The sequence below is a fragment of the Bacillus cereus group sp. MYBK30-2 genome, assembly GCF_051915945.1.
GTDB lineage: Bacteria > Bacillota > Bacilli > Bacillales > Bacillaceae_G > Bacillus_A > Bacillus_A paramycoides.
In genome coordinates this window covers 2,137,772-2,160,051 of sequence record NZ_JBQAFR010000001.1, presented here as the reverse complement: position 1 = coordinate 2,160,051, position 22,280 = coordinate 2,137,772, and the positions used below count along the sequence as shown (strand labels likewise).

Sequence of the window (22,280 nt, the reverse complement as noted above, 5' to 3'; positions counted from 1 at the left end):
TCTTTTTATATAAAGGGCGAGAGGAAGAGCTATGACAAAAGTACATCAGCGATTAATTTCCATTTTAGAGGAGTTTTTAGAAGAGAACTCGATGTTAAATCAAGCTTTTTTAGCGAATCGAATTGAAGTACAAGCGAAACATTTATGGGCAATCGGGCTTATTGATGATGTTATTATCGGAACCGCTTATGCGAGCGAAGAAGAATTAGAGAAACTAGGAAACTTAAATCGTTACATGTTACAGCTGAAAGTACAATTTGTAGACGAAGCGACTGAAGTAGAGAAGAAGGCAACGTTGCAAGAAGTACATGTAAGGCGCGATGACATAACAGAATATATGGTACGTTCTACAGAAGTACGTAAAAAATATAAAGATGAAGATTTCCCAGTACGCCAAAGTGTGCCACAAGAAAGAGGACAGGTTGTAATTGGTAACAACTCATTCGGAAAATATAAAGGGGAACTGCAAATCATCTTGAAAGAAATGCCGATAGATGAACGGGAAAATATTGTCGGTACAATTGCTGAAGAAGAACTGTTTTTACTAGATTATGTTGGGGCTTGGACACAGTTTACTTGTGTGGAATAGGGAAGATAGGAGGGGATGCTATGGTATCCTCTTTTTTCTGTTGAAATAGTAGTCTATCGTATATAGAATTCAAAGGGATAGATTTTAACTTGGACGGGAGAGAAGTAGAAGGAAAGAATATAAGAATCATAAAAAAAGAGTCAGCCTCAACGTTGAGACTGACTCTTTTATATAGTAATTAGTTTAAAATTTTCACTTTAACTGTTTGGCGTCCCCAGTTACTTGATGAACCTTTATCTGGCATTAAAACATCAATTTTATTTCCTTTAATAGCGCCACCAGTATCACCAGCGATTGCTACTCCGTAACCTTCTACCCATACTTTTGAACCTAATGGAATCACTGATGGATCAACTGCAATTAGTTTCATGTTTGGATTTGTTGTTAAATTATGTCCCATTGCTGATTTTACATGTTCACCTTGCTTGTAACCATTTTCAAGTGGATCCGCTGTATAAGCTGTTGCTACAACTGTTAACTCACGAGAAGAAGATTGTGTGTTTTTCTCAGTTTCTTTTGCAACAGGTTGTTGTGTAGCTGGTTTTTGAGCTTTAGCTGCCTCTTGAGCTTCAGCTGCTTCACGAGCCTTAGCCGCTTCACGAGCTTTAGCTGCTGCTTGAGCTTCAGCTTCTGCCTGAGCTTCAGCTGCTTCACGAGCTTTAGCTGCCTCTTGAGCTTTAGCTGCTGCTTGAGCTTCAGCTTCTTCTTGAGCTTTAGCTGCTTCACGAGCTTTAGCCGCTTCTTGAGCTTTAGCTGCTGCTTGAGCTTCAGCTGCCTCTTGAGCTTTAGTTGCTTCACGAGCTTTAGCCGCTTCTTGAGCTTTAGCTGTTGCTTGAGCTTCAGCTGCCTCTTGAGCTTTAACTGCTTCACGAGCTTTAGCCGCTTCTTGAGCTTTAGCTGCTGCTTGAGCTTCAGCTTCTGCCTGAGCTTTAACTGCCTCACGAACTTTAGTTGTATCTTGAACTTTAGTTACTTTTTCAACCTTAACTGCTGGTTGAACTTTAACTGGCGCTGTACCTGTTAAGTAAGGAACATGTACATAAGCTGTTTTTCCGTTATATTCAAATTGGATCCAATCATTTTGTACTTGGTGTGTTGTTTCGATTACATCATCTTTTTTCAACTTACCAAGAATCTCTGAATCTGTATTTGCTCCAGCACGTACGTTTAATACGTTAGCTGTTACGTAGTAAATGTCTTTCGTATAGTCAGCACTTACGAAAGCTTCTTTACCACTATTTAATTTAACTTTTGACCATCCATTTTCTGTATGCAAAACATCTACTTTATATCCATCTAATAATTTTCCGACAACTTTTGATTCAGTAGTTGGGTTTTCTCGTACATTTAGTACATCAGTTGTTACGATAGTTTCTGCTTTAGCAGATGTTGTGAAAATCCCAAGACCAAAAACCGCTGCTGTTGCTATACCCATAAATTTTTTCATAATAGCCTCCATTGCATTTGTTTTCGTTGACCTCATTATAGCAACCATTATTTTCTTATTTGCGGAAAACACAAAACTACAAAGCATTCGTAACGAGGTATTAATATTCTGTAATAATTCCAGGAATATCCTGATAGCGTTTTCTTTGCGTTTTTTGGGGGGTTAGAACATATGATTCATAAAATCAATACTTTTTTAATTACCAACGGATTAACAATGTGTCAATAATGTTACACAGTAGTTTCTACGGTGTTACAAAAGAGAGGCGTTTAACTGTTTGAATCGTAATGTAGTTATGAAAGTATAATCTTTTTGTGTGTAAAGTCATATATATAGGGTGAATTTTAATAAAATAGAGATATAATTGTTACAAAATAAATTGTAGTATGGAAAAAATTACGCCTTGAATTTGTTCTATTGCATATTATTTTTGTAATAATATGATTGCATGATAGCTTTAGCGAGAAGTGAAAGTTTAAATGATAAAAAGATATTCGTAACATAAAACATATATAATAGAAGAAACATGATTTGAAGGAACGATATCGTTATTAATTGGTTCGCGAATTGCTGTAGATTTATATAATAGAAGTTAGAGGTTCTTATTTTTGTCAAAACGTCGATAAAGTAAAACTTTAATCAGTGGGGGGTGTCCATCCACCGTTGATTATTAGTCCACACCAATCGGAATAAAATTACATTTGTCTTCAACAAAATAAAAAACGTAGGAGTGTAAACTCCTACGTTTTTTATTTACTCATATCGTAAACATTCAATTGGATCAAGTTTTGCAGCTTTGTTAGCTGGTAGTAAACCGAATAGAATACCAATTAACATAGATAGTGCAACGGAAATAAGTCCTAGTTTTAGTGAAACGACAAGTGGCCATCCTGCAAACATGGCGACAATCCATGCGAAGAAGATGCCGAGCATAAATCCGACAAAACCACCTAATGCTGTTAAAATGCAAGCTTCGATTAAGAATTGCATTAGTACTTTACCGCGTGTTGCACCTAACGCTTTACGAATACCAATCTCACGTGTACGCTCTGTTACAGATACTAGCATAATGTTCATTACACCAATACCACCTACAAGTAAGGAAATAGCAGCGATACCACCGAATACGCTTTTTAATATACCTGTAAAGCTATCAATTTCTTTTAAGAATTCTTTCGGATCTGGTACTTCGAATTTACCTGAGTGCTCTGGTTTTTTTGCGTCATTTAACGATTTTACAACTGCCTCTTGAACAGTTTCTTTATCTTGACCAGGAGCGATTTTCACCGTTACAGAATCGTAGTTGTTCTTACCGAATAATACAGGCCAGTTTTCTGCTGAGATGACACCTTCTTTAAATGTCATGCCGCCCATCATTGCTTTTACTGAATATACGCCAACAACTTTGTAAGGTGTACCTTTTATATCTACATATAAGTTTGGTTCCCATGAAGAATATAATTTATCAAAAGCATCTTTATTTAATACAATTGTATGTTCAGGTCTGTCTAAATCAGCCGCTGTTAAAAATCTACCGTGCTCAAGTTGGAATTTTGAAGTATCTTCAAAATAGTCACCTTTTGCACCGATAATATCAAGGTCTAAGTCTTTTTTGCCTGCATATACTTTTTCTTTTCCTTTTACATCTGGATAAACTTCTTGTACACCGGAAATTTTAGAGATGGTTTCATACATGCTGGAGGAAATTTTTCCATCCATATCTGAGTAATCTTCTGTTTTATAATTTACAGAAAACTGATCTTTTTTTTCGTTCCCGATTTGTTCACGGAACTTTGCGTTTGTTCCATCCCCAATCGAGATAATAGTAATGATGGCACTAACCCCAATGATAATACCTAGCATTGTTAATATAGAACGCATTTTATGGGCAAAGATAGAGGAAAGGGCCATGCGTATGTTTTCGCGTGTGTTCAAAATTAACCTCTCCAATCTTGGACGATATTTCCGTCACGAATTACAATTTGACGTGCTGCGGCTTCCCCGATTTCACGGTCATGGGTAATCATAATGATTGTTGAGCCTTGTTTGTTTAATTCGTAAAAGAGGTCCATAATTTGTGTACTCGTTTTCGTATCAAGTGCACCCGTCGGTTCATCGGCTAAAATGAATTTTGGGTTATTTACAATAGCACGGGCAACAGCGACACGTTGCTTTTGCCCACCTGATAATTCGTTTGGTAAGTGAGTAGCTCGATCAGCTAAACCAACTTTTGTTAAAGCGGCTAGTGAGCGCTCGCGTCTTTCTTTTTTATCAACTCCAGCGTAAATAAGAGGTAATTCAACATTTTGAAGTGCTGTAAGTCTCGGTAGTAACATGAAGTTTTGGAATACGAAACCGATCTCTTTATTACGAACGCGTGCAAGTTCTGTTTCAGACATGTTTGAAATATTTTGCCCAGCTAATTCATATGTACCGGTCGTTGGTTTATCTAAGCAACCGATAATATTCATTAACGTTGATTTACCAGAACCAGATGGTCCCATTATAGAAGTGAATTCTCCTTGGTTCAGTGTTACGTCAATTCCGTGTAATATTTGAACTGACTCTGCACCATTTTGGAAGGACTTCGTGATGCCTTTTAAGTTAATCATTCAACGACAACCTCCATACCATCTTTTAAGTCTTTTTCAGGTTTAGAGATAATTTGTTCTCCTTTTTTCACTCCAGCAACCTTTGCTTCGCTATCCGTTTCGAATTCAACCGTAACAGCTTGTTCTTTCGCTTTTCCATCTTTTACAACGAAGACAACATTTTTGTCACCTTTTTTCACAATACTGCTTTTCGGAACAATCGTACCAGTTGCTTCGCCTGATTTACTCGTTACGTATACGTGGAATCCGTTTTGTAATCCTTCACTATTATCTAATGTGACAGTGAATTGATAATTAGAAACTGTTTTATTTTCATCCATGCTCTTTAATGGTGTAGAGCTGATTTCTGTTACTTTTCCTGTCCAAGTCTTACCAGCAACAGTTTTTGAAGAAACAGTTACTTCTTGCCCAACTTTTACACTAGCAAGCTCATATTCAGAAAGTTGACCTTTTACTTTAAATGGGCCAGCGTGACGAAGTGTAATGCCGCTCAAGCCTGTTTTTTCATCAGCAGTTTTAACGATATCATCAATTACGCCATCAGCAGGGCTCGTTACAGAAAGAGTGTTTAATTTCTCTTTTGCTGCTTTAATCATTTCATCAGCTTTTTCTACCTCAAACTTTTTCATTTCAAGTTGTGATTCTAATTGTTGCACTTCGATTTCCGATGCTTTTAATGCTTCCTGAGGAAGGCCAGCATTTTTATCTTTTTGTAATTTTTGTTTTGCTAAATCGATTTGTTTTTGATGTAATGTTACTTCTTTTTGTGCAATTTTCTTTTGCATTTCTGCTTCCGTTACGCCTTGTTTGGAAACTGGATCATTATATTTAAAAAGAAGCTGTCCTTTTTTTACTTCATCACCTTTTTTAACAGCTAATTCATACGTACCTTTTGTTGGATCGAATGAGATTGTTTCAATACCATTAGGGATAACTTCGCCGCCAAATTTTTGTGCGTTTTCAATTTGTTTTTCCGTAACTTTATAACCGCCATATGCCATTGCTACTTCAGATCCACCGCCAGCAAATGCGAAATATGATCCAGCTGCAATTCCGATTGCTACTACACTAGTAATTAACACTTTATTTTTCTTCTTCATCTATTTATCACCTTTTCGTTCGTTTTAGTATCTACATTAAGTATAGAAGAAGTAGAGAATCTGACAAATCGTTTTAGCTTACAATAACCTTACAGTTTTGTAAGGTATGAATATCTAGATTTAAGGTAGAGGTTGTCCTAGTTTAAGCAAATGAATTGACTCGTTGTTTCTTTCTTACAATAATATTGTATGAAGGAGAGGAGGAAGGAAGATGGAAGCTTATTTTAGTGCGCATCCATTAAAACCATTTATTCCATACTCAAGGCAACATGCCATTATATTATTTATTATGTTGGTGGGGATATTTTTTCTATATCAATACCAAGATGTATTACGTCAAAGTGAGTGGAATATAACGGTTCGATATGCGATTGCATTTCTATTTATAGGGAGTGAGATTGGACTTCATATGTGGGAATGGAAAGCAGGGGTTTTTGAACTAGGCACTTCATTGCCATTTGAGTTATGTACGATTAGTTTGTTGTTAGCGTCGATTATGATTGTAATGAAAAGTTATCGAATATATGAGATTGTGTTTTTTACAGGAATTATTGGTGCATCACAAGCTATTTTAACGCCAAACTTGCAATATGCTTTTCCGCATTTTCGCTTTATGGAATTCTTCATTGCACATGTATTACTCATTTGGGCACCGCTCTTTATGACGTGGGTAGAAGGATATAGACCGACCTTGCAATCTATTAAGCGTACGATGATATTTTTAAACATAGTCATTCCAATCGTTTCATTCGTGAATTATAAAACAGGCGGTAATTATATGTTTTTAGCCCGTAAGCCAGAAACAGCTTCATTGCTCGATATGTTAGGACCGCATCCTTACTATATTATTTCATTAGAAATTGCAGCGCTTATTGGATATTTTATTTTGTATATACCGTTTTCAAAAAGTGAAAAGCATGTGCATAAAGAATCGCTAGGATCATGACCTAGCGATTTTTTTACGTTGTAAATATTTACAATTCAGAAAATTAAGAATAAAATTAAGTGGTAAATTATATAGAGAGAAGGGAGAAAATGGTCAGAAAAGTTTTTTTGAATGGGATGGAAATGACGATTCAATTTATCATTTCAATTTTGGGTATTATTTGTTTAGGGGCTTTACCAAAATTATTTTATGGGTTTGAGCTGCATGTATCAGAGTACATAAAAAGTCTAAAAGAAGTATTTTTGAAATTAATGGATATTTCCAATATGCAATATGCAAGAGATAAATTTGTATTTCCACAGTTGTTTGTCCATTATAAAGAAACAATGGTTATTTTTTTAGCTGCATTTTGCATTTCATTATTGGTAGCATTTTGTATCGTCTATATGATTATGAGTAGTTCACCGCGTATACAACATCGAATTAAATCGTTTCTCATCTTTCTAGAATCCATTCCAGACATTCTTCTTATTTTAGGATCACAAATTTTAATTATATGGTTTTTTAAACAAACAGGTTTTTTACCTTTTAAAATTGCGGCAATTGGAGATGAATCCATTCGGGGATTGCCAATATTTTGCTTGAGCATCCCGACTACGATTATGTTTGTAAAACTGTTAGTGCTTCGGTTTGAAAATGAGTTAGAAAAAGATTATGTATTATTTGCTAAGGCGAAGGGTTTGGGTCGCTTTCATATTTTAAATCGTCATATTTTCCGAAATGTACTGCTTAGTACACTTTTCTTTGCAAAAACGAATATTTGGTTTATGTTATCTAATTTATATATTATAGAATGGATTTTTAATACGAGAGGTATTTTTATGTTTTTGAAATCATATCCGGCTATGAGTGTTGATTTGTTCATTGTTGGTGTACTCCTTATTTATATTCCGATTTTTATTTTATTTAAACTGTTTCATTATCTCGTTCCAGCTGCGATGAAGGAGAGATTATAAGATGTGGACGTATATAAAGCGTGATAAAAGGTTTTGGATAAGCATTGGATTTCTTCTCATATTAGTTCTTTTGAGCATTGGAAATACGATATGGAATGATGGACAGATTAGAAAAGTTACACTGCAATATGATGCGGCTGGAAACCCGGAAGTGCCACCATTTTCACCTTCATTACAATTTTTACTTGGGACAGACCGGAATGGTCATGACCTTTTACATTTAGTAATTGAGGGAGCAAAGTGGACGATTGGAATATCGTTTTTAATCGCAGTACTTAGAATGGTAATGGGTGTGTTTTTCGGTGTATTGCTCGGAACATACATAAAAAGAGGATTTTCAAAGATTGAGGCTTTTTTTGATAGTTTTACAGTTATTCCGACAGTTATGATTGCGTATTTCTTTCTTCAAGCTGTTAATAGATTTGGAAGTGGAGAAGAAACAACAACTTTTTTTGAAAGGGCTTCGTTCCAAGTTGTATTACTTGTAGCGCTTGCGATGCCGGTTATTGCACTGTATGTTGCGAAGGAAGTTCGTAAATTACAAACAGAAGAATTTATTGATGCTGCGCGCATATTAGGCGGGTCGAGAAGGCATATTGTTATAAAGCATCTTTTTCCGCATCTCTATATGACATTTATACTGGTATTTCTTCAGCAGTTTACTCAGACTCTGACCGTTTTACTTCATTTAGGGTTACTTGAGGTGTTTTTTGGTGGAACAGTTCAGTTTGGCGGACCAATTCAAGGGATAAACGAAATAGATTCTTACACACATGAATGGTCAGGTTTAATTGGAGTCTATTTTAGATCATTAACAGTGCATCCATGGATCCCTCTTGTCCCAATTACATTTTTCGGGCTTACTATTTTTTCAGGGAATATGATTGTAAAAAGTATAGAAGAAGCGATGATGAAAGTTCGGTTAGGGGGAGAGAGAAAGAAGACCGTTGTAGAAGAGGAACAGCCTGCTGTGCAGTCAAAAGAAGAGTTGTTTACATTTAAACATACGATGTGAAAATAGAAAAGAAGCAAGCATAATCAATGCTTGCTTCTTTTTACTTTGCAGAAACTTCACCTTCAGCTTCTGTTTGTGGAATATAGTATCCGATTATACCACCGATGATTGCTGGGACAATCCAGCCAATTCCTAAGTTATAAAAAGGAATTGTGTGCACGATGTTAGCGATAAAACTTGGTATCATTCCCACATTATCAAGTGCATGAATACAGCTAATCATGAATGCTGCGATCATTGCCCCGATGTAGACAGAAGGTTTACGTTTCGTATATTTATCAATAAATGATACGAAAATTAAAATGATTGTAATTGGATATAAAATAATTAATACAGGTAATGTAATTTTGATTAATAAACTTAATCCTAAGTTTGAAATAACGAAGCTAAAGATACAAACGTATAGTACAAGCTTCTTATATGAAACATTTGTTAGTACTGTTGTGAAATAGTTGGCGAATGCACTTACAACACCGATTGCAGTCGTTAAACAAGCAGCTATAATCGCGATACTTAATAAAACATTACCGCTTGTCCCAAAGAATTGATACATAATTGTTGCTAGTAGCTGACCGCCATTTTCGAATTGTCCTAAGTTTCCATTTGAAGCCCCGATATAACCGAGTAAGAAATAAACAATTGTTAAGAAAAGGGCAGCAATGCTTCCGCAAATAATTGTATATTTCGCAATGGATTTTTTCTCTTGTATACCGTTTTGGCGAATTGCATTTACAACAATTGTTGATAATACGAGAGCTCCGATTGCATCTAAAGTTAAAAATCCTTCAAGAAACCCTTTGAAAAACGGGATGTCTTTATAGTCACCGATAGGCTCAGCGAATGATCCTGGTGAAAGAATTGCTTTTGTTGCCATAATTGCAATAATTCCAAGTAAAATTGGCGTTAATATTTTACCGATATGATCTACTAATTTGGATGGGTTTAATGATAAGAAGTAGACGACTGTAAAGAAAATCGCACTAAAGACTAACATAGAATACCATTGATCAGGGAAAAGTGGTGCAATCCCAATTTCGTAAGATACAGATCCAGTTCGTGGAATAACAAATAGTGGGCCGATTGAAAGATAAATAATGATAGCGAATACTGCTGCAAATTTTGGATGAACACGGCTTGCTAAAGTGTTAAAACTACCACCGGCAAGGGCAACTGCGACGATAGCAAGTAAAGATAAGCCGACGTCTGTAATAATAAACCCTGTAATGGAAACCCACATATTTTCTCCGGAAGAGAGGCCGAGAAGGGGCGGGAAAATCATATTACCAGCACCGAAGAAAACTGCGAATAGCAATAAACTAATCGAAAGTATTTGCGCTGGTTTTAAAGTTGTACGCATATAAAGAAAATCCTCCTAATGAGTGTTTTTGTCGAAAATTCAAATAATTTGTCGAGTAACTGTTATTATTTTAAAGGTCTGATGACTAGAAAGCAAGAGGGAATTTTATAAATATTAAAAAATGATGCATTAAATTGAATAAATATACTATTTATATGTTAATTAGGAAGGATTTAACTTTTAACGTAAAAAAACACATATCGTTAGGATATGTGTGTTAAAAATAAATTTTTCGATCACGCTCTTCTTTTAAAATTTCTACAGCTTCTCGGAAGCGTTGTGAATGAACAATTTCTCGTTCACGTAAAAAGCGTAGGCTGTCATTTATGTCTGGATCGTCGGATAAATCAATAAGCCATTGATAGGTTGCTCGTGCTTTTTCTTCAGCTGCAATATCCTCATATAAATCTGCAATAGGATCTCCTTTTGCTTGAATATAAGTAGCGGTAAAAGGAACGCCACCTGCATTATGATAAAACAAAGCGCTATCGTGATTAGCGTATTGCGCGTCTAATCCAGCAGCTTTCATTTGTTCAGGTGTTGCATCTTTTGTTAATTTATAAATCATCGTAGCAATCATTTCTAGATGTGCGAACTCTTCTGTACCAATATCGGTTAGTAAGCCAACGACTTTGTCAGGAATTGTATAACGTTGATTTAAGTAACGAAGGGCAGCGGCTAGTTCACCGTCCGCACCACCATACTGTTCAACTAATAATTTTGCAAGAGCTGGATTACAAGTACTCACTTTAACAGGATATTGTAATTTCTTTTCATAAATCCACATATTTTCTCTCCTTCATCTTGTGTTAATGGACAGTAATAAGCATTCTTCTAGGCGAAGAAATAGCTGGGAATGCATAGTAGGCTTCATAATGATTTGGATTAGAGAATTCAAAACTAATGAAAGTTTTACGTTATATTTGCCATGGCCAAGGTCCTTTGCTCCATTCCCATGGAGCGTTAGAATAACTATTTCCAAATTGCTGAAGTGGACCAAATTTCTCTTCAATTTTTTGTTTTAATACTCTTCGTTTATAGGAGAAATCGTTGAATTGATTTATAGCTGCAGTATCGTTGGGATGCGTATCTAAATAGAGGGTAAGTTCAACTAATACAAAATCAAGTTCTTGTAGTTCTTCAATCCATTTGTAATATTCATCAGGCAATGTTTGTGTCACGTTTTTGTTCACCGTCCTTTTTTGTGAGGGTTTTCATAAAAATCATAAAATGCAGGCCATAGAGTCCCTTTTCTTAAAGCCTCTTTTGGTGGGAATTGGGGTAAATTAGTTGGTTGAAAGCCCATGTATAAGTGGGGGGGAGTTGAGTAATATTTTTTTCCGATTGGAGGGCAAGGATCGTTTGGGCCGTGAAAAGGTATGTAGGATTTCATGAATTCATCCATGTTACACTCCTCCTTTATAAATGAAATATTCATCACTATGTATTGTATTCGTACATAATTGTAAATTATGACTCATATAGAAAACTAATAGAGACAGGGGGAGTGCGGATGGAAAGTATTACAACATGTATTGTATTAGAATCCAAAAATTTAAAGGAAACATTATATTTTTATGAAGGGATTCTAGGTTTTAAACCAAGCGAGGAGAGGCCACAATTACGTGTAACAGGTGTTTGGTATGATATTGATTCAACGAGAATTTGTTTTGTAGTAAATAGGGGACTGGGAGAGTATAGAGAGACTGTCACATCATCAGTTAAGGAAATATTTTTAAAAACTGCAAATATCGAGCGAATAAAGAAAAAGTTAGAATTTTATCATATATCATTTACAGAAGAATGCTGTGGTGAAGAAGTAAGAATAACTTGCCATGATCCAGACCGTTTTAAGCTCCAAATTGTTTCAACAGAGAATACAGAATAGCGTCTTTTATAATGTAATAATCTTAATAGCAAATGAAAAAATATTGACAAGCCTCTCCAAATATTTTAATGTGATTGTATAAAATTGTGTATATAAAGGGGAGTAACTTATTACAATAAAGTCGTCATTACAGGGAGAAACCCTCGGCTTTATTGGCAACGTTTCGTTGTTAGTGAGACCTTTACCAGCAATGGTAAAGGCCCCTTATTGTCTTTTTTAGGACCCTTACCATATTTGGTAGGGTCCTTTTTGTATACAAAGAGAGGAGAAATAAAATGAAAAAACTTATAAGTAGATTAAGAGTTGTATTTCATGTTCGTCGATTTGTTCCATTTTTATTTGACTTTTTCACTTCAAAAGAGGTTTCAATAAAGAAGAAAATCTTATCTATTGCTTTTTTAGTAGGGTATGTTGCTATGCCACTCGATTTAATTCCAGACTTCTTACCGTTTATCGGTATTTTAGATGATATTGGAATTGTTTTATTCATTTTGAACCGAATCGTAAAGATGGCGCCAGTACATTTGCAAGAAAAGCATAATGTGAATATAGGATAGGAGTTAAAAGTATGGAGCAAATTATTTTAGATATAATTGAGTATTTAAAGCAGTTTTCTTATTTTGGAGTTGTGTTAGCTTTAACTTTTGAATTTATTCCAGCAGAGGTTGTTTTGCCGCTTGTTGGGTATTGGGTGTACGAGGGTGATATGAATTTTTGGCTAGCTGTGTTAGCCGGAACACTTGGTGGAACGACAGGGCCATTAACTTTATACGCGCTTGGTTATTACGGCGGTCGTCCTCTATTGATAAAATATGGAAAATACTTCTTTATTAAAGAAGAACAAATTCAAAAAGCAGATGATTTCTTTGCGAAGTATGGCCCGGTTGTAGCATTTGTTGGACGCTTCGTTCCCGGGGTCCGAACGCTTATTTCTGTTCCATGTGGTATGGCAAAAATGAACATATGGCAATTTATCATATACACATTTATAGCAATGTTCCCGTTAACGGCCTTGTATATTTATGTAGGAATGAAATTAGGACCGCATTGGGAAAAAGCAGGGGCTATGGTTGGGGAGTACATGTTACCTATACTAGTAGTTGTTCTTGTGATTGTGGGTAGTATCTTAATCTATAAATATATGAAAAAGAGGGACAAAACGGAATCTATTTAAAGATAAAGTGAAACTTTAATCAGTGGGGGGTTTGTTCATCCCCCACTGATTATTAGTTGAACCAATCGGGCGTTTACGGGCAGTTGATCTCCCACCTAACTTCCTCGCATTCTCCGAATTTTGAGGTGGGAGTCTTACTGCCCGTTAATGCGGGATAAAGGCGCATAATTTCTTGTGAATATAGATGAATAATACAGGCAAAGGACTCTAAAGGACATACACATATAATGAATTAAAAACAGCAAACCAAACATTTGTACAATCAAAAGTGGCAGAAGAACAGCCAAAAACACCGAAAGAAAAATTACAAGTGAATATTGAATCTGCAAAAGCTTTAGTAAAGAAAACGCAAGCTGGAAAAATAACAGATGGATCAGTTAAATCATTAAGTCAAAAAATCACAGTTGCAGAAGCTGTGTTAAAAGATAAAAATGTAAAAGATGAGTATGTAGAATCAATGAATCGCGCGTTAGAGCATGCTATTTCATTGGTTGAAAAAAGCATTAACAAATAAGGAAGAAGAAAAAGAAGCTTATCATGATAGGCTTCTTTTTTGTTATACTAAAAGTAGAATAGAAAAAGGGAGCGAATAATTTGGAAGAGAAAAAGATAAAAAGAATTCTTGAATATGTATGGATCGCTGTTGTGCTCCTTGTAGGATATTATTTATTAAAAGATAAAAGTATATGGGTTCTATTTTTAATGACATTTTTATTAGCGGGATTAGGAACACTATTTATTAACTTTTTCTTTGATAGTGTAAATGCGTGGAGGAAGAAAAAGAAGGAGACGAAGTAAGGGGAAATAAGTATGTAAAAGTTGAAGGTTATGTACGAATTTGCATCGGCATATTTCTCATTTTACAAGCGTTAATGAAAATAGCTCGCCTTTTTTATAGGCGAGCTATTTTGTTATGCTTTTTTTTGCTCATCATTTGTTTTTTCAGTAGCTAAATGACTATGCTTTCTAGAGTAGAAGAAATAGACGCATAAACCGATAATAAGCCAGACTGCAAAGCTGATCCATGTTGTTTTGGACAAATTAATCATTAAATATAAGCAACAAAGAATAGCGACAACTGGTAATACAGGTACGAGAGGTGCGCGGAATCCACGTTTTAAATCAGGATGAGTTTTTCGTAAAATAAGTACAGCACAGCAAACGAATGTGAAGGCTGTTAACGTACCGATGTTTACTAAATTCGCTAGTAAATGTAAGTCTAAAAGTCCTGCTAATAAAGCTGCAAATACTCCAGTAATCCATGTGTTTAGTAAAGGGATTTTCACTTTTTTATTTACGCGTGCTAACGCTTTTGGAAGTAAACCGTCTCGGCTCATTGCATACGAAACGCGAACTTGTCCATACATAACGACTAAAAGAACGGTTGTCATTCCTGTCATCGCACCAACTGCAAGTAGCCCAGCGATAGTATCTTCTCCAACGAAATGTAGTGCAAATGCAACGGGATCAGAAACGTCTAATTGAGTATAGGGAACCATACCTGTTAAAACGAAAGATACGATCATGTATAAAACGGTACAAATAAGAAGGGAACCGATAATACCGATTGGTAAATCACGCTGTGGTTTTTTCGTTTCTTCCGCAGCAGTTGCGATCGCATCAAAACCTAAAAATGCGAAGAAGACAGTGGCAGCTCCAGTAATAATGCCGTCGTATCCGAATGGAATGAACGGTGTCCAATTTTCAGGCTTTACATATTTTGCGCCTGCTACGATAAAGGCGATAATAACTGCTAATTTTATAAGGACCATAACATTATTAATGCGTGCGCTTTCGCGTATACCAAAACTTAAAAGCCCAGTAATGATAAGTAAAATACAAACAGCTGGTAAATCAATGAGACCACCTTTTCCCATGCCGGGGGCCGAGGCAATAATGGCGGGAAGGTGTATATTGAACCCTTGAAGCAATGATTGTAAATATCCAGACCAGCCAACAGCCACCGCTGCAACTGCGAGTAAATATTCGAGCATTAAACACCAACCAACGATGAAAGCGACAACTTCTCCGACGGTCATGTATGCATAAGTATAAACACTTCCTGAGACTGGTATAGAAGAAGCGAATTCTGCATAACAAAATGCTACACAAGCACAAGTAAATGCAGCAATAAGGAATGATAACATAATACCAGGACCAGAATGTTTTGCCGCTACAATACCTGTTAATACAAAAATCCCTGTCCCAATTACGGCGCCGATTCCTAAAAACGTTAAATCTAATGCAGTTAGTGTTCGATCTAGCTGCCGTGGTGATTCAGTACTAAGCGCTTTTTTTCGTAATAATGATTTCACCTTGGACTCTCCCCCCATTTTTTCGTCTCCATAACTGCGAATAGTGTGAACCCATTGGAAAAGAGTACGTAAGTGAAGGTACAGTTATGGTATATAGTTTTTTGAAATTTCTGGATTAATTTTAATATAATTCTGAATATTTTGTCAAATGAAACTTTAACAAATAAAATGCCGGTTGTAAGGAGAAACTATGTGCAGAAATAGATGCAGGTTAACAATCGGTAGAGATGAAGAATAATCCACTGATTAAAGTTTTACTTTATATAGTAGGAGAAGATGCTATGTTATTTTATTTCGAACTTGTTGTCATTTTACTTTGTACGAAATTAGCTGGTGATATTAGCGTTAGACTTGGCCAGCCTTCTGTACTCGGTAAATTAATCGTTGGTATTATTATCGGTCCGGCAGTACTTGGTATTATTAATAGTTCTGAACTCATCGATGAACTTAGTGAGATTGGTGTTTTGCTACTTATGTTTATGGCGGGACTCGAAACAGATTTAGAAGAGTTAAATCGGAACTTAAAATCGTCATTTGCAGTAGCGGCTGGTGGAATTATTTTTCCTTTCATTGGTGGATATGTAACGGGACTGCTTTTTGGATTGATGCAATCCCATGCTATTTTTTTAGGATTATTACTTTGCGCAACATCGGTTAGCATAACGGTGCAAACGTTACGAGATTTAGGGAAAATGAATACGAGAGAAAGTACAACAATTTTAGGAGCAGCTGTATTTGATGATGTGATAGTCGTTATTTTATTAGCGTTTGTAATGAGCTTTTTAGGAACGCAAGATGTGAATATAACGCTTGTTATTGCAAAAAAAATTATATTCTTTGTAAGTATTGTTTTTATCGCATGGAAAGTTGTTCCGTGGATTATGAAAATGCTCGTACCACTTCGTGTATCTGAAGCGTTAATTAGCGCGGCTCTTATTATTTGTTTTTCATTTGCTTATTATAGTGAACAAATGGGAATCGCAGGTATCATTGGGGCTTTTGCAGCAGGAATTGCAATTTCTCAAACAGCGTATAAGCATGAAGTGGAGCATAAAATTGAACCGATTGCGTATGCGATATTTGTACCAGTTTTCTTTGTAAGTATCGGGATGGAAATTACATTTCAAGGTATCGGAAGCCAACTTTGGTTCATTATCATTATGACGCTTATTGCGATTTTCACAAAGTTAATTGGATCAGGTTTAGGAGCAAGACTAACGGGATTTAATTTACAATCTTCTATTAGTATTGGGGCAGGGATGGTATCGCGCGGTGAAGTAGCGCTCATCATTGCAGCAAATGGATTAACGGCGAATTTGTTAGCGAAAGAAAATTTCACAGCTATTGTCATTGTCGTTATATTAACAACGATTATTACGCCGCCGCTTTTGAAGAAATATTTTGTATAGAGAGAAAGAGCTTATCTTATATAGGTAAGCTCTTTTTTTATCGTAAAAAGCAATAGTTATGTAGCATGAATAAGTTGTAATTATGTTAAAATCTACGTATATGCTAGGGCAAGGAGAGAAATAGATGAAGATTACGAGGGGAAAAGTTATAGGCGTAGTTATACTTCTTTTACTTTGCATACCATGTATTGTAGGAAAAGAATCAAAAGTGAAAGATTTTCCGGTTTCTATTTTTTCTTCTCACGTGGAAGGCGGTTATCCAAATGAATATAAATACACTGCATTTTTACCAGACTTCGCAGTTTGGCTAAATGGATGGGAAAAGAAGTGGACAGAAGGGGAAAGAACCGTTTATCAAAAAGGGAATCGCACTGTAAATGTGTTTCATCCGCCTGGTGATGATGGCTATTATCTTCTTGAAGAAGGAGAATATACGAAATAAAAAGTAGCCACAAGAAGTGGAGGTTAAATGGTGAAAGCTTCAACATTACTATTTAAAATTGAAAATAATATGGATCAATTTTCACCAGCTGAGAAAAAGGTTGCCATGTACATAATGGAGAACGCAGAGATTGTTCCGAATTTAACGACGAAAGAAGTATCTACAAATGCGGGAGCGAGTGAGGCGAGTGTTGTACGTTTTTGTAAAACAATCGGTATTGGGAGCTTTAAAGCATTTAAGTTAGCCCTCGTTCGTGAATTAACGATTGCTGACTATAATATTAACGATTTTTCAGTGATGAATACAGAAGATGGACCGTACGATTTGTTCAATAAAGTTACATATGTGAATAAAGCTGCAATTGAGGCGAGTGTTACCGCGATAGATAAGAAGGAACTCGAGAAAGCAGCAGATAGTATTGTAAATGCTGATAAGGTCATGTTTTACGGTGTAGGTGGGTCAGCTACACCGGCGATGGACGGAGCTTATAAATTTACTCGACTTGGATTTACAGCGATGATGCTATTTGATTTTCATATGATGTTGCCACTCGTCACGAATTTAAAAGAGGGAGATATATTTGTGGCGATCTCTACTTCTGGGCGGACGAAAGATGTGCTCGAAATGGCGCAATATGCGAAGAAGCGAGGAGCTACGGTTATTGCGATTACGAAGCTAGATCAATCATCTCCTTTATATAAAACGGCAGACATTCGTCTTTGTATGCCAGATGTAGAGCAAGATCATCGTATAGCGAGTATTGCTTCACGGATGACGCAACTCAATATGATTGATGCTTTATACGTTATTACTTTTAATCGTATTGGTAATAATGTGATAGATCAATTTATGGAGACGAGAGAAGAAGCAGTAAGGTTACGGAAGTTAAAGTAGAAAAAAAGATGAGGAGACTCATCTTTTTTATTATATTTGACACAAATATGTCATGCGATGAAATTTTATTTCATAAAATAAGAAAGAGTTATTGATTTTTAGTTTCCTGAAGTTATAATGAAAGTGTGAAATAAAATTTCAAAGAAGGTGACAGCATGTTAGAAAATTTATCTACAGAACATCGCAATGAGAAGACGATGAATTTAGATGAGATGAGTATAAAAGAAGTTTTACAAAGTATGAATCAAGAAGATCGAACTGTTGCGTTAGCAGTTGAAAATGAAATAGAAGAAATTGAAAAGGTTGTACAGATTGTTATTAAGTCTTTTGAAGAAGATGGACGATTAATTTATATTGGGGCTGGTACGAGTGGCCGTTTAGGCATTTTAGACGCAGTGGAATGTCCACCGACATTTGGCACAGATGACAAAATGGTGCAAGGATTTATAGCGGGTGGATTGAAAGCGTTTACTAAGGCGGTGGAAGGTGCCGAAGATCGTGAAGAGTTAGCAGAAGAAGATTTGAAAAGTATTGAGTTAAACGAGAAAGATACGGTTATTGGAATTGCAGCAAGTGGTAGAACGCCTTATGTAATTGGCGGATTGAAATACGCAAATAGTGTGGGAGCGAGTACGGCGAGTATTTCTTGTAATAAAAATGCTGCGATAAGTAAATATGCAAAACTAAATGTGGAAGTGGAGACAGGCGCAGAAATATTAACAGGCTCAACACGTTTGAAGGCCGGTACAGCGCAAAAATTAGTACTGAATATGATTTCTACAGCGTCTATGATTGGTGTAGGAAAAGTATATAAAAACTTAATGGTAGATGTTCAATCTACAAATGAAAAGCTAGTAGAACGCTCAAAACGAATTATTGTTGAAGCGACAGGCGCTAGTTATGAAGTAGCTACAGAGTATTACGAAAAGGCAGATCGAAATGTGAAAGCTGCAATCGTTATGATATTACTACAGTGTGAATATGGGGAAGCACTAAAAAAATTAAACGAAGCGAAAGGATTTGTGAAGAAGGCACTCTAAACTCTGGGGAGGGGGATTCTATTATGAAGAAAGAAGTGAGAATGGCAAGTGAGATTACGGAGCAACTTGGGGGAGTAAAAAATATTCGTGGCATTGCTCATTGTATGACGAGGTTACGACTAACGCTTCATGATGAAAGTAAAGTGAATATGGACCTTCTGAAAAAAGTTGAAGGCGTTATGGGTGTCATTGAAGATGAAACACTTCAAGTTGTCGTTGGTCCAGGAACGGTAAATAAAGTTGCAGCTGAAATGGAAGTTTTAACAGGATTACGAATTGGTGAGGTTGCAGATCATCACCTTGAGGATATCGGTCAAGAGATAAAGTCAGAGATTAAGAAGAAAAACAATACGCCAGTGAAAAACTTTTTAAGAAAAATAGGAAGTATTTTCATTCCGTTAATTCCCGGTCTTGTTGCATCAGGAATTATAAACGGAGTTGCTAATTTTGCGAAAAACGCAGGTGCTGATCCGAATGCAACATGGCTACAAATGTTACTTTTAATTGGCGGGGGTATCTTTACATTCTTAGGAATTTTAGTCGGTTGGAATACAGCGAAAGAATTTGGCGGAACACCGGTTCTTGGTGCGATTGCTGGTATTTTAATTTTCAATCCGGCGATGGCAAATGTGAAATTATTTGGTGAAGCAATGGTACCTGGACGGGGCGGTTTGTTTGCAGTTATTTTTGCAGCGTGGCTTATGGTTGTAGTTGAGAGACGAGTACGAAAAGCAGTGCCAAATGCAGTGGATATTATCGTAACACCACTTATTACCGTATTAGCTGTAAGTATAGTAACGATGTTAGCGATTCAGCCAGTAGCCGGATTCTTATCTGATGGTATTACGAGCGGTATTAATGCAATTTTAAATGTTGGCGGAGCATTTGCCGGAGCTGTGCTTGCTGGAACATTTTTACCTCTCGTTATGGTCGGGTTACATCATGGTTTAACACCGATTCATATGGAATTTATTAATCAAACGCACGTAACGCCTTTATTACCAGTTTTAGCAATGGCTGGCGCTGGGCAAGTAGGTGCAGCAATTGCGATTTTTGTAAAAACAAAAAATAAACGACTTCGTAATGTGATTAAAGGTGGATTACCAGTTGGATTTTTAGGAATTGGTGAACCGTTATTATACGGGGTTACATTGCCACTTGGGAAACCGTTTATTACTGCTTGTTTAGGAGCGGCTGTCGGTGGTGCATTCCAAGCAGTTATGAAAACGGCTTCACTCGGAATTGGCGTATCAGGATTATCTTTAATCCCGTTAATTGCTGATAATAAATATTTACTATATTTCTTAGGGTTAGTAATTGCATATACTTTCGGATTTATCTTTACGTACTTCTTCGGATTTAAAGAAGAAATGGCAGAAAACATATAGAGAAAGGGATTCCTTTCTCTTTTTTTATTAATAGAAAGGGAGATTCATATGATAGGAGTTTCAATTTATCTTTCAAAAGAGCGAGTAGAGAAACAAGAAGAATGGTTGGAAATAGCACAGAAAAACGGATTTTCATCTATTTTTACATCTCTTCACATTCCAGAAGACGATCCAAATACGTATAAAGAGTTAATACAAATACTTGGGAAACAAGCGTTGAAGTATGAAATGGAATTAATGGTCGATGTCTCTCCGAAATCTTTACATCATTTAGGAATAACGTATGAAAATGTGGAAGAGTTAGTGGGGTGGGGCATTACAGGATTACGAATGGATTACGGTATTGTGCCAAAAGAAATCGCATGCGTATCACATAAGATGAAAGTAGCGTTAAACGCGAGTACGATTACGGAATCATTTTGGAAAGAGTTAATGGCAGAAAATATACGAGTAGATCATGTAGAAGCGTGGCATAATTTTTATCCACGTCCAGAAACAGGACTAGCAAAATCATTTTTGCAAAAACAAAATAAATATTTACATGAGTGCGGAATAAAAACGATGGCATTTATTCCAGGGGATGGTGAAAAACGAGGTCCTTTATATGAAGGTTTACCGACTTTAGAAAAACATCGACATATGCGCCCGCTTGAAGCGTATTTAGAGCTTGTTCAAGAGTGCAATGTTGATAAAGTATTAATTGGAGATATAAGCGGGAGTCTAGAAAGTGTACAAGAAATTGCGAGTGCGAGTGGTGGAATTATCCCGGTGCGGTATCAATCCTTTATGAATGATAGCGACGCGGTACAGCTGATAGAACGAGTGCATACGAACCGGCTTGATCCAGCGGGTGATGTAATTCGCTCTGTAGAATCGCGAGAAGAAAATAATGTTGTATTACAACCGGTGAATACAATTTTAAGAAAAAGAGGCAGTATTACAATTGATAATGAATTATACGGTAGATATACGGGTGAAATGCAAATTGTTATAAATGATTTACCTGCAGATAAGAAAGTGAATGTTGTTGGAATGGTGATTGAAGAAGACGTATCGCTATTGTCTTATATAGGTGCTGGGAAAAAGTTTCAACTTTTTTACGTGATTGAGTGAAACCTTGAATTAGCGCTATTTTGTAAAAAAACATTATCCGTAAAATAGATAATGTTTTTGTTTTCTTTAAAAAAAGTATTTGACGAATGAAAGGAAATACCGTATTGTTTTGTCTTGTGAATAAAAGTTCACCATAACAAAACAAAAGAGGGGTTCAGAATGAATCAATATATTGGTAATTTAATTATTCGTATCGTGTTAGGAGTTACTTTTTTTGCACACGGTTTAGCAAAGTTTCAATCAGGTATCGATAACGTAGCAGGATGGTTTACAAGCATCGGATTACCAGGTGGTCTTGCATACGGTGTAGCAACAGTTGAATTAGTTGGTGGTATATTATTAATTATCGGTTTAGGTGTGAGATATGTAGGATTGTTATTTGCTCTTATTTTAGCTGGAGCTATCGTAAAGGTAAATGGAGCAGCAGGATTATTAGGAGATGGAAAGAATCCGGGATATGAATTAGATCTTGCATTATTGTCAATGGGTGCGTATTTATTCATTGTAAAAGCAGAAGGATATGTAGATCGTTTTTTAAAAGAGAAAGTAATGAAAACGAAGTAAATTTCATTTTTTAAGTGTTGACTTGACGACT

General features: G+C 36.1%; 23 protein-coding genes and 2 pseudogenes. 16 read left to right on the top strand and 9 right to left on the bottom strand.

The window, feature by feature from the left end; genetic code table 11:
• Positions 1-121: 121 nt before the first annotated feature.
• Positions 122-589 (top strand): annotated as a pseudogene (locus ACTFQM_RS11125) (phospho-sugar glycosidase domain-containing protein); the annotation flags it as partial.
• 178 nt (positions 590-767) lie between these two features.
• Here ACTFQM_RS11125 and entC read toward each other — a convergent pair.
• The 4 genes from entC to ACTFQM_RS11105 all read right to left on the bottom strand — a co-directional run bounded on the left by entC (position 768) and on the right by ACTFQM_RS11105 (position 5,748).
• Complete coding sequence (gene entC / locus ACTFQM_RS11120; RefSeq protein WP_440034413.1) at positions 768-2,159, bottom strand: cell wall-binding protein EntC; 1,392 nt, start codon at positions 2,157-2,159, stop codon at positions 768-770.
• 630 nt (positions 2,160-2,789) lie between these two features.
• Positions 2,790-3,947 (bottom strand): ABC transporter permease, encoded by a 1,158-nt coding sequence (locus ACTFQM_RS11115; protein ID WP_440034412.1) that lies wholly within the window; start codon positions 3,945-3,947, stop codon positions 2,790-2,792.
• Between the two features lie 26 nt (positions 3,948-3,973).
• Entirely contained in the window at positions 3,974-4,648 is a 675-nt protein-coding gene (locus tag ACTFQM_RS11110; RefSeq protein ID WP_000609103.1) for an ABC transporter ATP-binding protein, read from the bottom strand.
• Positions 4,645-5,748, bottom strand: a complete 1,104-nt coding sequence (locus ACTFQM_RS11105) for an efflux RND transporter periplasmic adaptor subunit (RefSeq protein WP_440034327.1) — start codon at positions 5,746-5,748, stop codon at positions 4,645-4,647. The genes ACTFQM_RS11110 and ACTFQM_RS11105 overlap by 4 nt, the downstream gene beginning before the upstream one ends.
• Positions 5,749-5,959: 211 nt before the next feature.
• Here ACTFQM_RS11105 and ACTFQM_RS11100 point away from each other — a divergent pair, with 211 nt between their 5' ends.
• The 3 genes from ACTFQM_RS11100 to ACTFQM_RS11090 all read left to right on the top strand — a co-directional run bounded on the left by ACTFQM_RS11100 (position 5,960) and on the right by ACTFQM_RS11090 (position 8,665).
• Positions 5,960-6,694: a YwaF family protein gene (locus ACTFQM_RS11100; protein WP_440034326.1), complete on the top strand. Its 735-nt coding sequence runs from the start codon at positions 5,960-5,962 to the stop codon at positions 6,692-6,694.
• A gap of 89 nt (positions 6,695-6,783) precedes the next feature.
• A complete protein-coding gene (locus tag ACTFQM_RS11095) occupies positions 6,784-7,650 on the top strand; it encodes an ABC transporter permease subunit (RefSeq protein ID WP_440034325.1) in 867 nt (288 codons plus the stop codon).
• A gap of 1 nt (position 7,651) precedes the next feature.
• Positions 7,652-8,665: an ABC transporter permease gene (locus tag ACTFQM_RS11090; RefSeq protein WP_071717785.1), complete on the top strand. Its 1,014-nt coding sequence runs from the start codon at positions 7,652-7,654 to the stop codon at positions 8,663-8,665.
• A 40-nt stretch (positions 8,666-8,705) separates the two neighbouring features.
• On the opposite strand, the gene brnQ2 is transcribed toward ACTFQM_RS11090, so the two are convergent.
• From brnQ2 to ACTFQM_RS11070, 4 genes are all read right to left on the bottom strand, one after another.
• The gene (brnQ2, locus tag ACTFQM_RS11085) at positions 8,706-10,022 is read right to left on the bottom strand and encodes a branched-chain amino acid transport system II carrier protein BrnQ2 (protein ID WP_440034324.1); all 1,317 of its coding nucleotides are present in this window, start codon (positions 10,020-10,022) and stop codon (positions 8,706-8,708) included.
• A gap of 217 nt (positions 10,023-10,239) precedes the next feature.
• A complete protein-coding gene (cotJC, locus tag ACTFQM_RS11080) occupies positions 10,240-10,809 on the bottom strand; it encodes a spore coat protein CotJC (protein ID WP_002170510.1) in 570 nt (189 codons plus the stop codon).
• Positions 10,810-10,939: 130 nt separating this feature from the next.
• Entirely contained in the window at positions 10,940-11,203 is a 264-nt protein-coding gene (locus ACTFQM_RS11075; protein WP_002170511.1) for a spore coat protein CotJB, read from the bottom strand.
• 8 nt (positions 11,204-11,211) lie between these two features.
• Positions 11,212-11,427 carry a spore coat associated protein CotJA gene (locus ACTFQM_RS11070; protein ID WP_002170512.1) on the bottom strand — a complete coding sequence of 72 codons (216 nt, stop codon included), beginning with the start codon at positions 11,425-11,427 and terminating at the stop codon, positions 11,212-11,214.
• 108 nt (positions 11,428-11,535) lie between these two features.
• Between ACTFQM_RS11070 and ACTFQM_RS11065 the strand changes: the two genes are divergently transcribed.
• The 5 genes and pseudogenes from ACTFQM_RS11065 to ACTFQM_RS11045 all read left to right on the top strand — a co-directional run bounded on the left by ACTFQM_RS11065 (position 11,536) and on the right by ACTFQM_RS11045 (position 13,882).
• Positions 11,536-11,910, top strand: coding sequence for a VOC family protein (locus ACTFQM_RS11065; protein ID WP_440034323.1), 375 nt, complete (start codon positions 11,536-11,538; stop codon positions 11,908-11,910).
• Between the two features lie 275 nt (positions 11,911-12,185).
• The gene (locus tag ACTFQM_RS11060) at positions 12,186-12,467 is read left to right on the top strand and encodes a YkvA family protein (RefSeq protein WP_002170514.1); all 282 of its coding nucleotides are present in this window, start codon (positions 12,186-12,188) and stop codon (positions 12,465-12,467) included.
• A gap of 11 nt (positions 12,468-12,478) precedes the next feature.
• Positions 12,479-13,084, top strand: a complete 606-nt coding sequence (locus ACTFQM_RS11055; RefSeq protein WP_440034322.1) for a DedA family protein — start codon at positions 12,479-12,481, stop codon at positions 13,082-13,084.
• A gap of 220 nt (positions 13,085-13,304) precedes the next feature.
• Positions 13,305-13,598, top strand: a pseudogene (locus tag ACTFQM_RS11050) (LamG-like jellyroll fold domain-containing protein); the annotation flags it as partial.
• Positions 13,599-13,678: 80 nt separating this feature from the next.
• Positions 13,679-13,882: a hypothetical protein gene (locus tag ACTFQM_RS11045; RefSeq protein ID WP_002170516.1), complete on the top strand. Its 204-nt coding sequence runs from the start codon at positions 13,679-13,681 to the stop codon at positions 13,880-13,882.
• Between the two features lie 113 nt (positions 13,883-13,995).
• On the opposite strand, the gene ACTFQM_RS11040 is transcribed toward ACTFQM_RS11045, so the two are convergent.
• Positions 13,996-15,417: an amino acid permease gene (locus tag ACTFQM_RS11040; RefSeq protein ID WP_141548790.1), complete on the bottom strand. Its 1,422-nt coding sequence runs from the start codon at positions 15,415-15,417 to the stop codon at positions 13,996-13,998.
• Between the two features lie 209 nt (positions 15,418-15,626).
• Between ACTFQM_RS11040 and ACTFQM_RS11035 the strand changes: the two genes are divergently transcribed.
• From ACTFQM_RS11035 to ACTFQM_RS11005, 7 genes are all read left to right on the top strand, one after another.
• Entirely contained in the window at positions 15,627-16,808 is a 1,182-nt protein-coding gene (locus tag ACTFQM_RS11035) for a cation:proton antiporter (RefSeq protein ID WP_440034321.1), read from the top strand.
• Between the two features lie 124 nt (positions 16,809-16,932).
• On the top strand, positions 16,933-17,250 hold the full coding sequence (locus ACTFQM_RS11030; protein ID WP_440034320.1) for an outer surface protein: 318 nt from the start codon (positions 16,933-16,935) through the stop codon (positions 17,248-17,250).
• Positions 17,251-17,280: 30 nt separating this feature from the next.
• The gene (locus ACTFQM_RS11025; RefSeq protein WP_440034319.1) at positions 17,281-18,144 is read left to right on the top strand and encodes a MurR/RpiR family transcriptional regulator; all 864 of its coding nucleotides are present in this window, start codon (positions 17,281-17,283) and stop codon (positions 18,142-18,144) included.
• A 155-nt stretch (positions 18,145-18,299) separates the two neighbouring features.
• On the top strand, positions 18,300-19,184 hold the full coding sequence (murQ, locus tag ACTFQM_RS11020; RefSeq protein WP_440034318.1) for an N-acetylmuramic acid 6-phosphate etherase: 885 nt from the start codon (positions 18,300-18,302) through the stop codon (positions 19,182-19,184).
• Between the two features lie 23 nt (positions 19,185-19,207).
• Entirely contained in the window at positions 19,208-20,572 is a 1,365-nt protein-coding gene (locus ACTFQM_RS11015) for a PTS transporter subunit EIIC (RefSeq protein ID WP_440034317.1), read from the top strand.
• Positions 20,573-20,620: 48 nt separating this feature from the next.
• Positions 20,621-21,685: a DUF871 domain-containing protein gene (locus ACTFQM_RS11010; RefSeq protein WP_440034316.1), complete on the top strand. Its 1,065-nt coding sequence runs from the start codon at positions 20,621-20,623 to the stop codon at positions 21,683-21,685.
• A 159-nt stretch (positions 21,686-21,844) separates the two neighbouring features.
• Positions 21,845-22,249: a DoxX family protein gene (locus ACTFQM_RS11005; protein ID WP_002150357.1), complete on the top strand. Its 405-nt coding sequence runs from the start codon at positions 21,845-21,847 to the stop codon at positions 22,247-22,249.
• Positions 22,250-22,280: the final 31 nt, after the last annotated feature.

Excerpts from the sequence above, each read along its gene's own strand:
- ACTFQM_RS11110 (WP_000609103.1), bottom strand. The coding sequence starts at position 4,648 with ATGATTAACTTAAAAGGCATCACGAAGTCCTTCCAAAATGGTGCAGAG.
- ACTFQM_RS11100 (WP_440034326.1), top strand. The coding sequence starts at position 5,960 with ATGGAAGCTTATTTTAGTGCGCATCCATTAAAACCATTTATTCCATAC.
- brnQ2 (WP_440034324.1), bottom strand. The coding sequence starts at position 10,022 with ATGCGTACAACTTTAAAACCAGCGCAAATACTTTCGATTAGTTTATTG.
- ACTFQM_RS11105 (WP_440034327.1), bottom strand. The coding sequence starts at position 5,748 with ATGAAGAAGAAAAATAAAGTGTTAATTACTAGTGTAGTAGCAATCGGA.
- ACTFQM_RS11015 (WP_440034317.1), top strand. The coding sequence starts at position 19,208 with ATGAAGAAAGAAGTGAGAATGGCAAGTGAGATTACGGAGCAACTTGGG.
- ACTFQM_RS11095 (WP_440034325.1), top strand. The coding sequence starts at position 6,784 with ATGGTCAGAAAAGTTTTTTTGAATGGGATGGAAATGACGATTCAATTT.
- ACTFQM_RS11035 (WP_440034321.1), top strand. The coding sequence starts at position 15,627 with ATGAAGAATAATCCACTGATTAAAGTTTTACTTTATATAGTAGGAGAA.
- ACTFQM_RS11065 (WP_440034323.1), top strand. The coding sequence starts at position 11,536 with ATGGAAAGTATTACAACATGTATTGTATTAGAATCCAAAAATTTAAAG.
- ACTFQM_RS11030 (WP_440034320.1), top strand. The coding sequence starts at position 16,933 with ATGAAGATTACGAGGGGAAAAGTTATAGGCGTAGTTATACTTCTTTTA.
- ACTFQM_RS11055 (WP_440034322.1), top strand. The coding sequence starts at position 12,479 with ATGGAGCAAATTATTTTAGATATAATTGAGTATTTAAAGCAGTTTTCT.
- ACTFQM_RS11005 (WP_002150357.1), top strand. The coding sequence starts at position 21,845 with ATGAATCAATATATTGGTAATTTAATTATTCGTATCGTGTTAGGAGTT.
- ACTFQM_RS11070 (WP_002170512.1), bottom strand. The coding sequence starts at position 11,427 with ATGGATGAATTCATGAAATCCTACATACCTTTTCACGGCCCAAACGAT.
- ACTFQM_RS11040 (WP_141548790.1), bottom strand. The coding sequence starts at position 15,417 with ATGGGGGGAGAGTCCAAGGTGAAATCATTATTACGAAAAAAAGCGCTT.
- ACTFQM_RS11090 (WP_071717785.1), top strand. The coding sequence starts at position 7,652 with ATGTGGACGTATATAAAGCGTGATAAAAGGTTTTGGATAAGCATTGGA.
- murQ (WP_440034318.1), top strand. The coding sequence starts at position 18,300 with ATGTTAGAAAATTTATCTACAGAACATCGCAATGAGAAGACGATGAAT.
- ACTFQM_RS11060 (WP_002170514.1), top strand. The coding sequence starts at position 12,186 with ATGAAAAAACTTATAAGTAGATTAAGAGTTGTATTTCATGTTCGTCGA.
- ACTFQM_RS11010 (WP_440034316.1), top strand. The coding sequence starts at position 20,621 with ATGATAGGAGTTTCAATTTATCTTTCAAAAGAGCGAGTAGAGAAACAA.
- cotJC (WP_002170510.1), bottom strand. The coding sequence starts at position 10,809 with ATGTGGATTTATGAAAAGAAATTACAATATCCTGTTAAAGTGAGTACT.
- ACTFQM_RS11115 (WP_440034412.1), bottom strand. The coding sequence starts at position 3,947 with ATGGCCCTTTCCTCTATCTTTGCCCATAAAATGCGTTCTATATTAACA.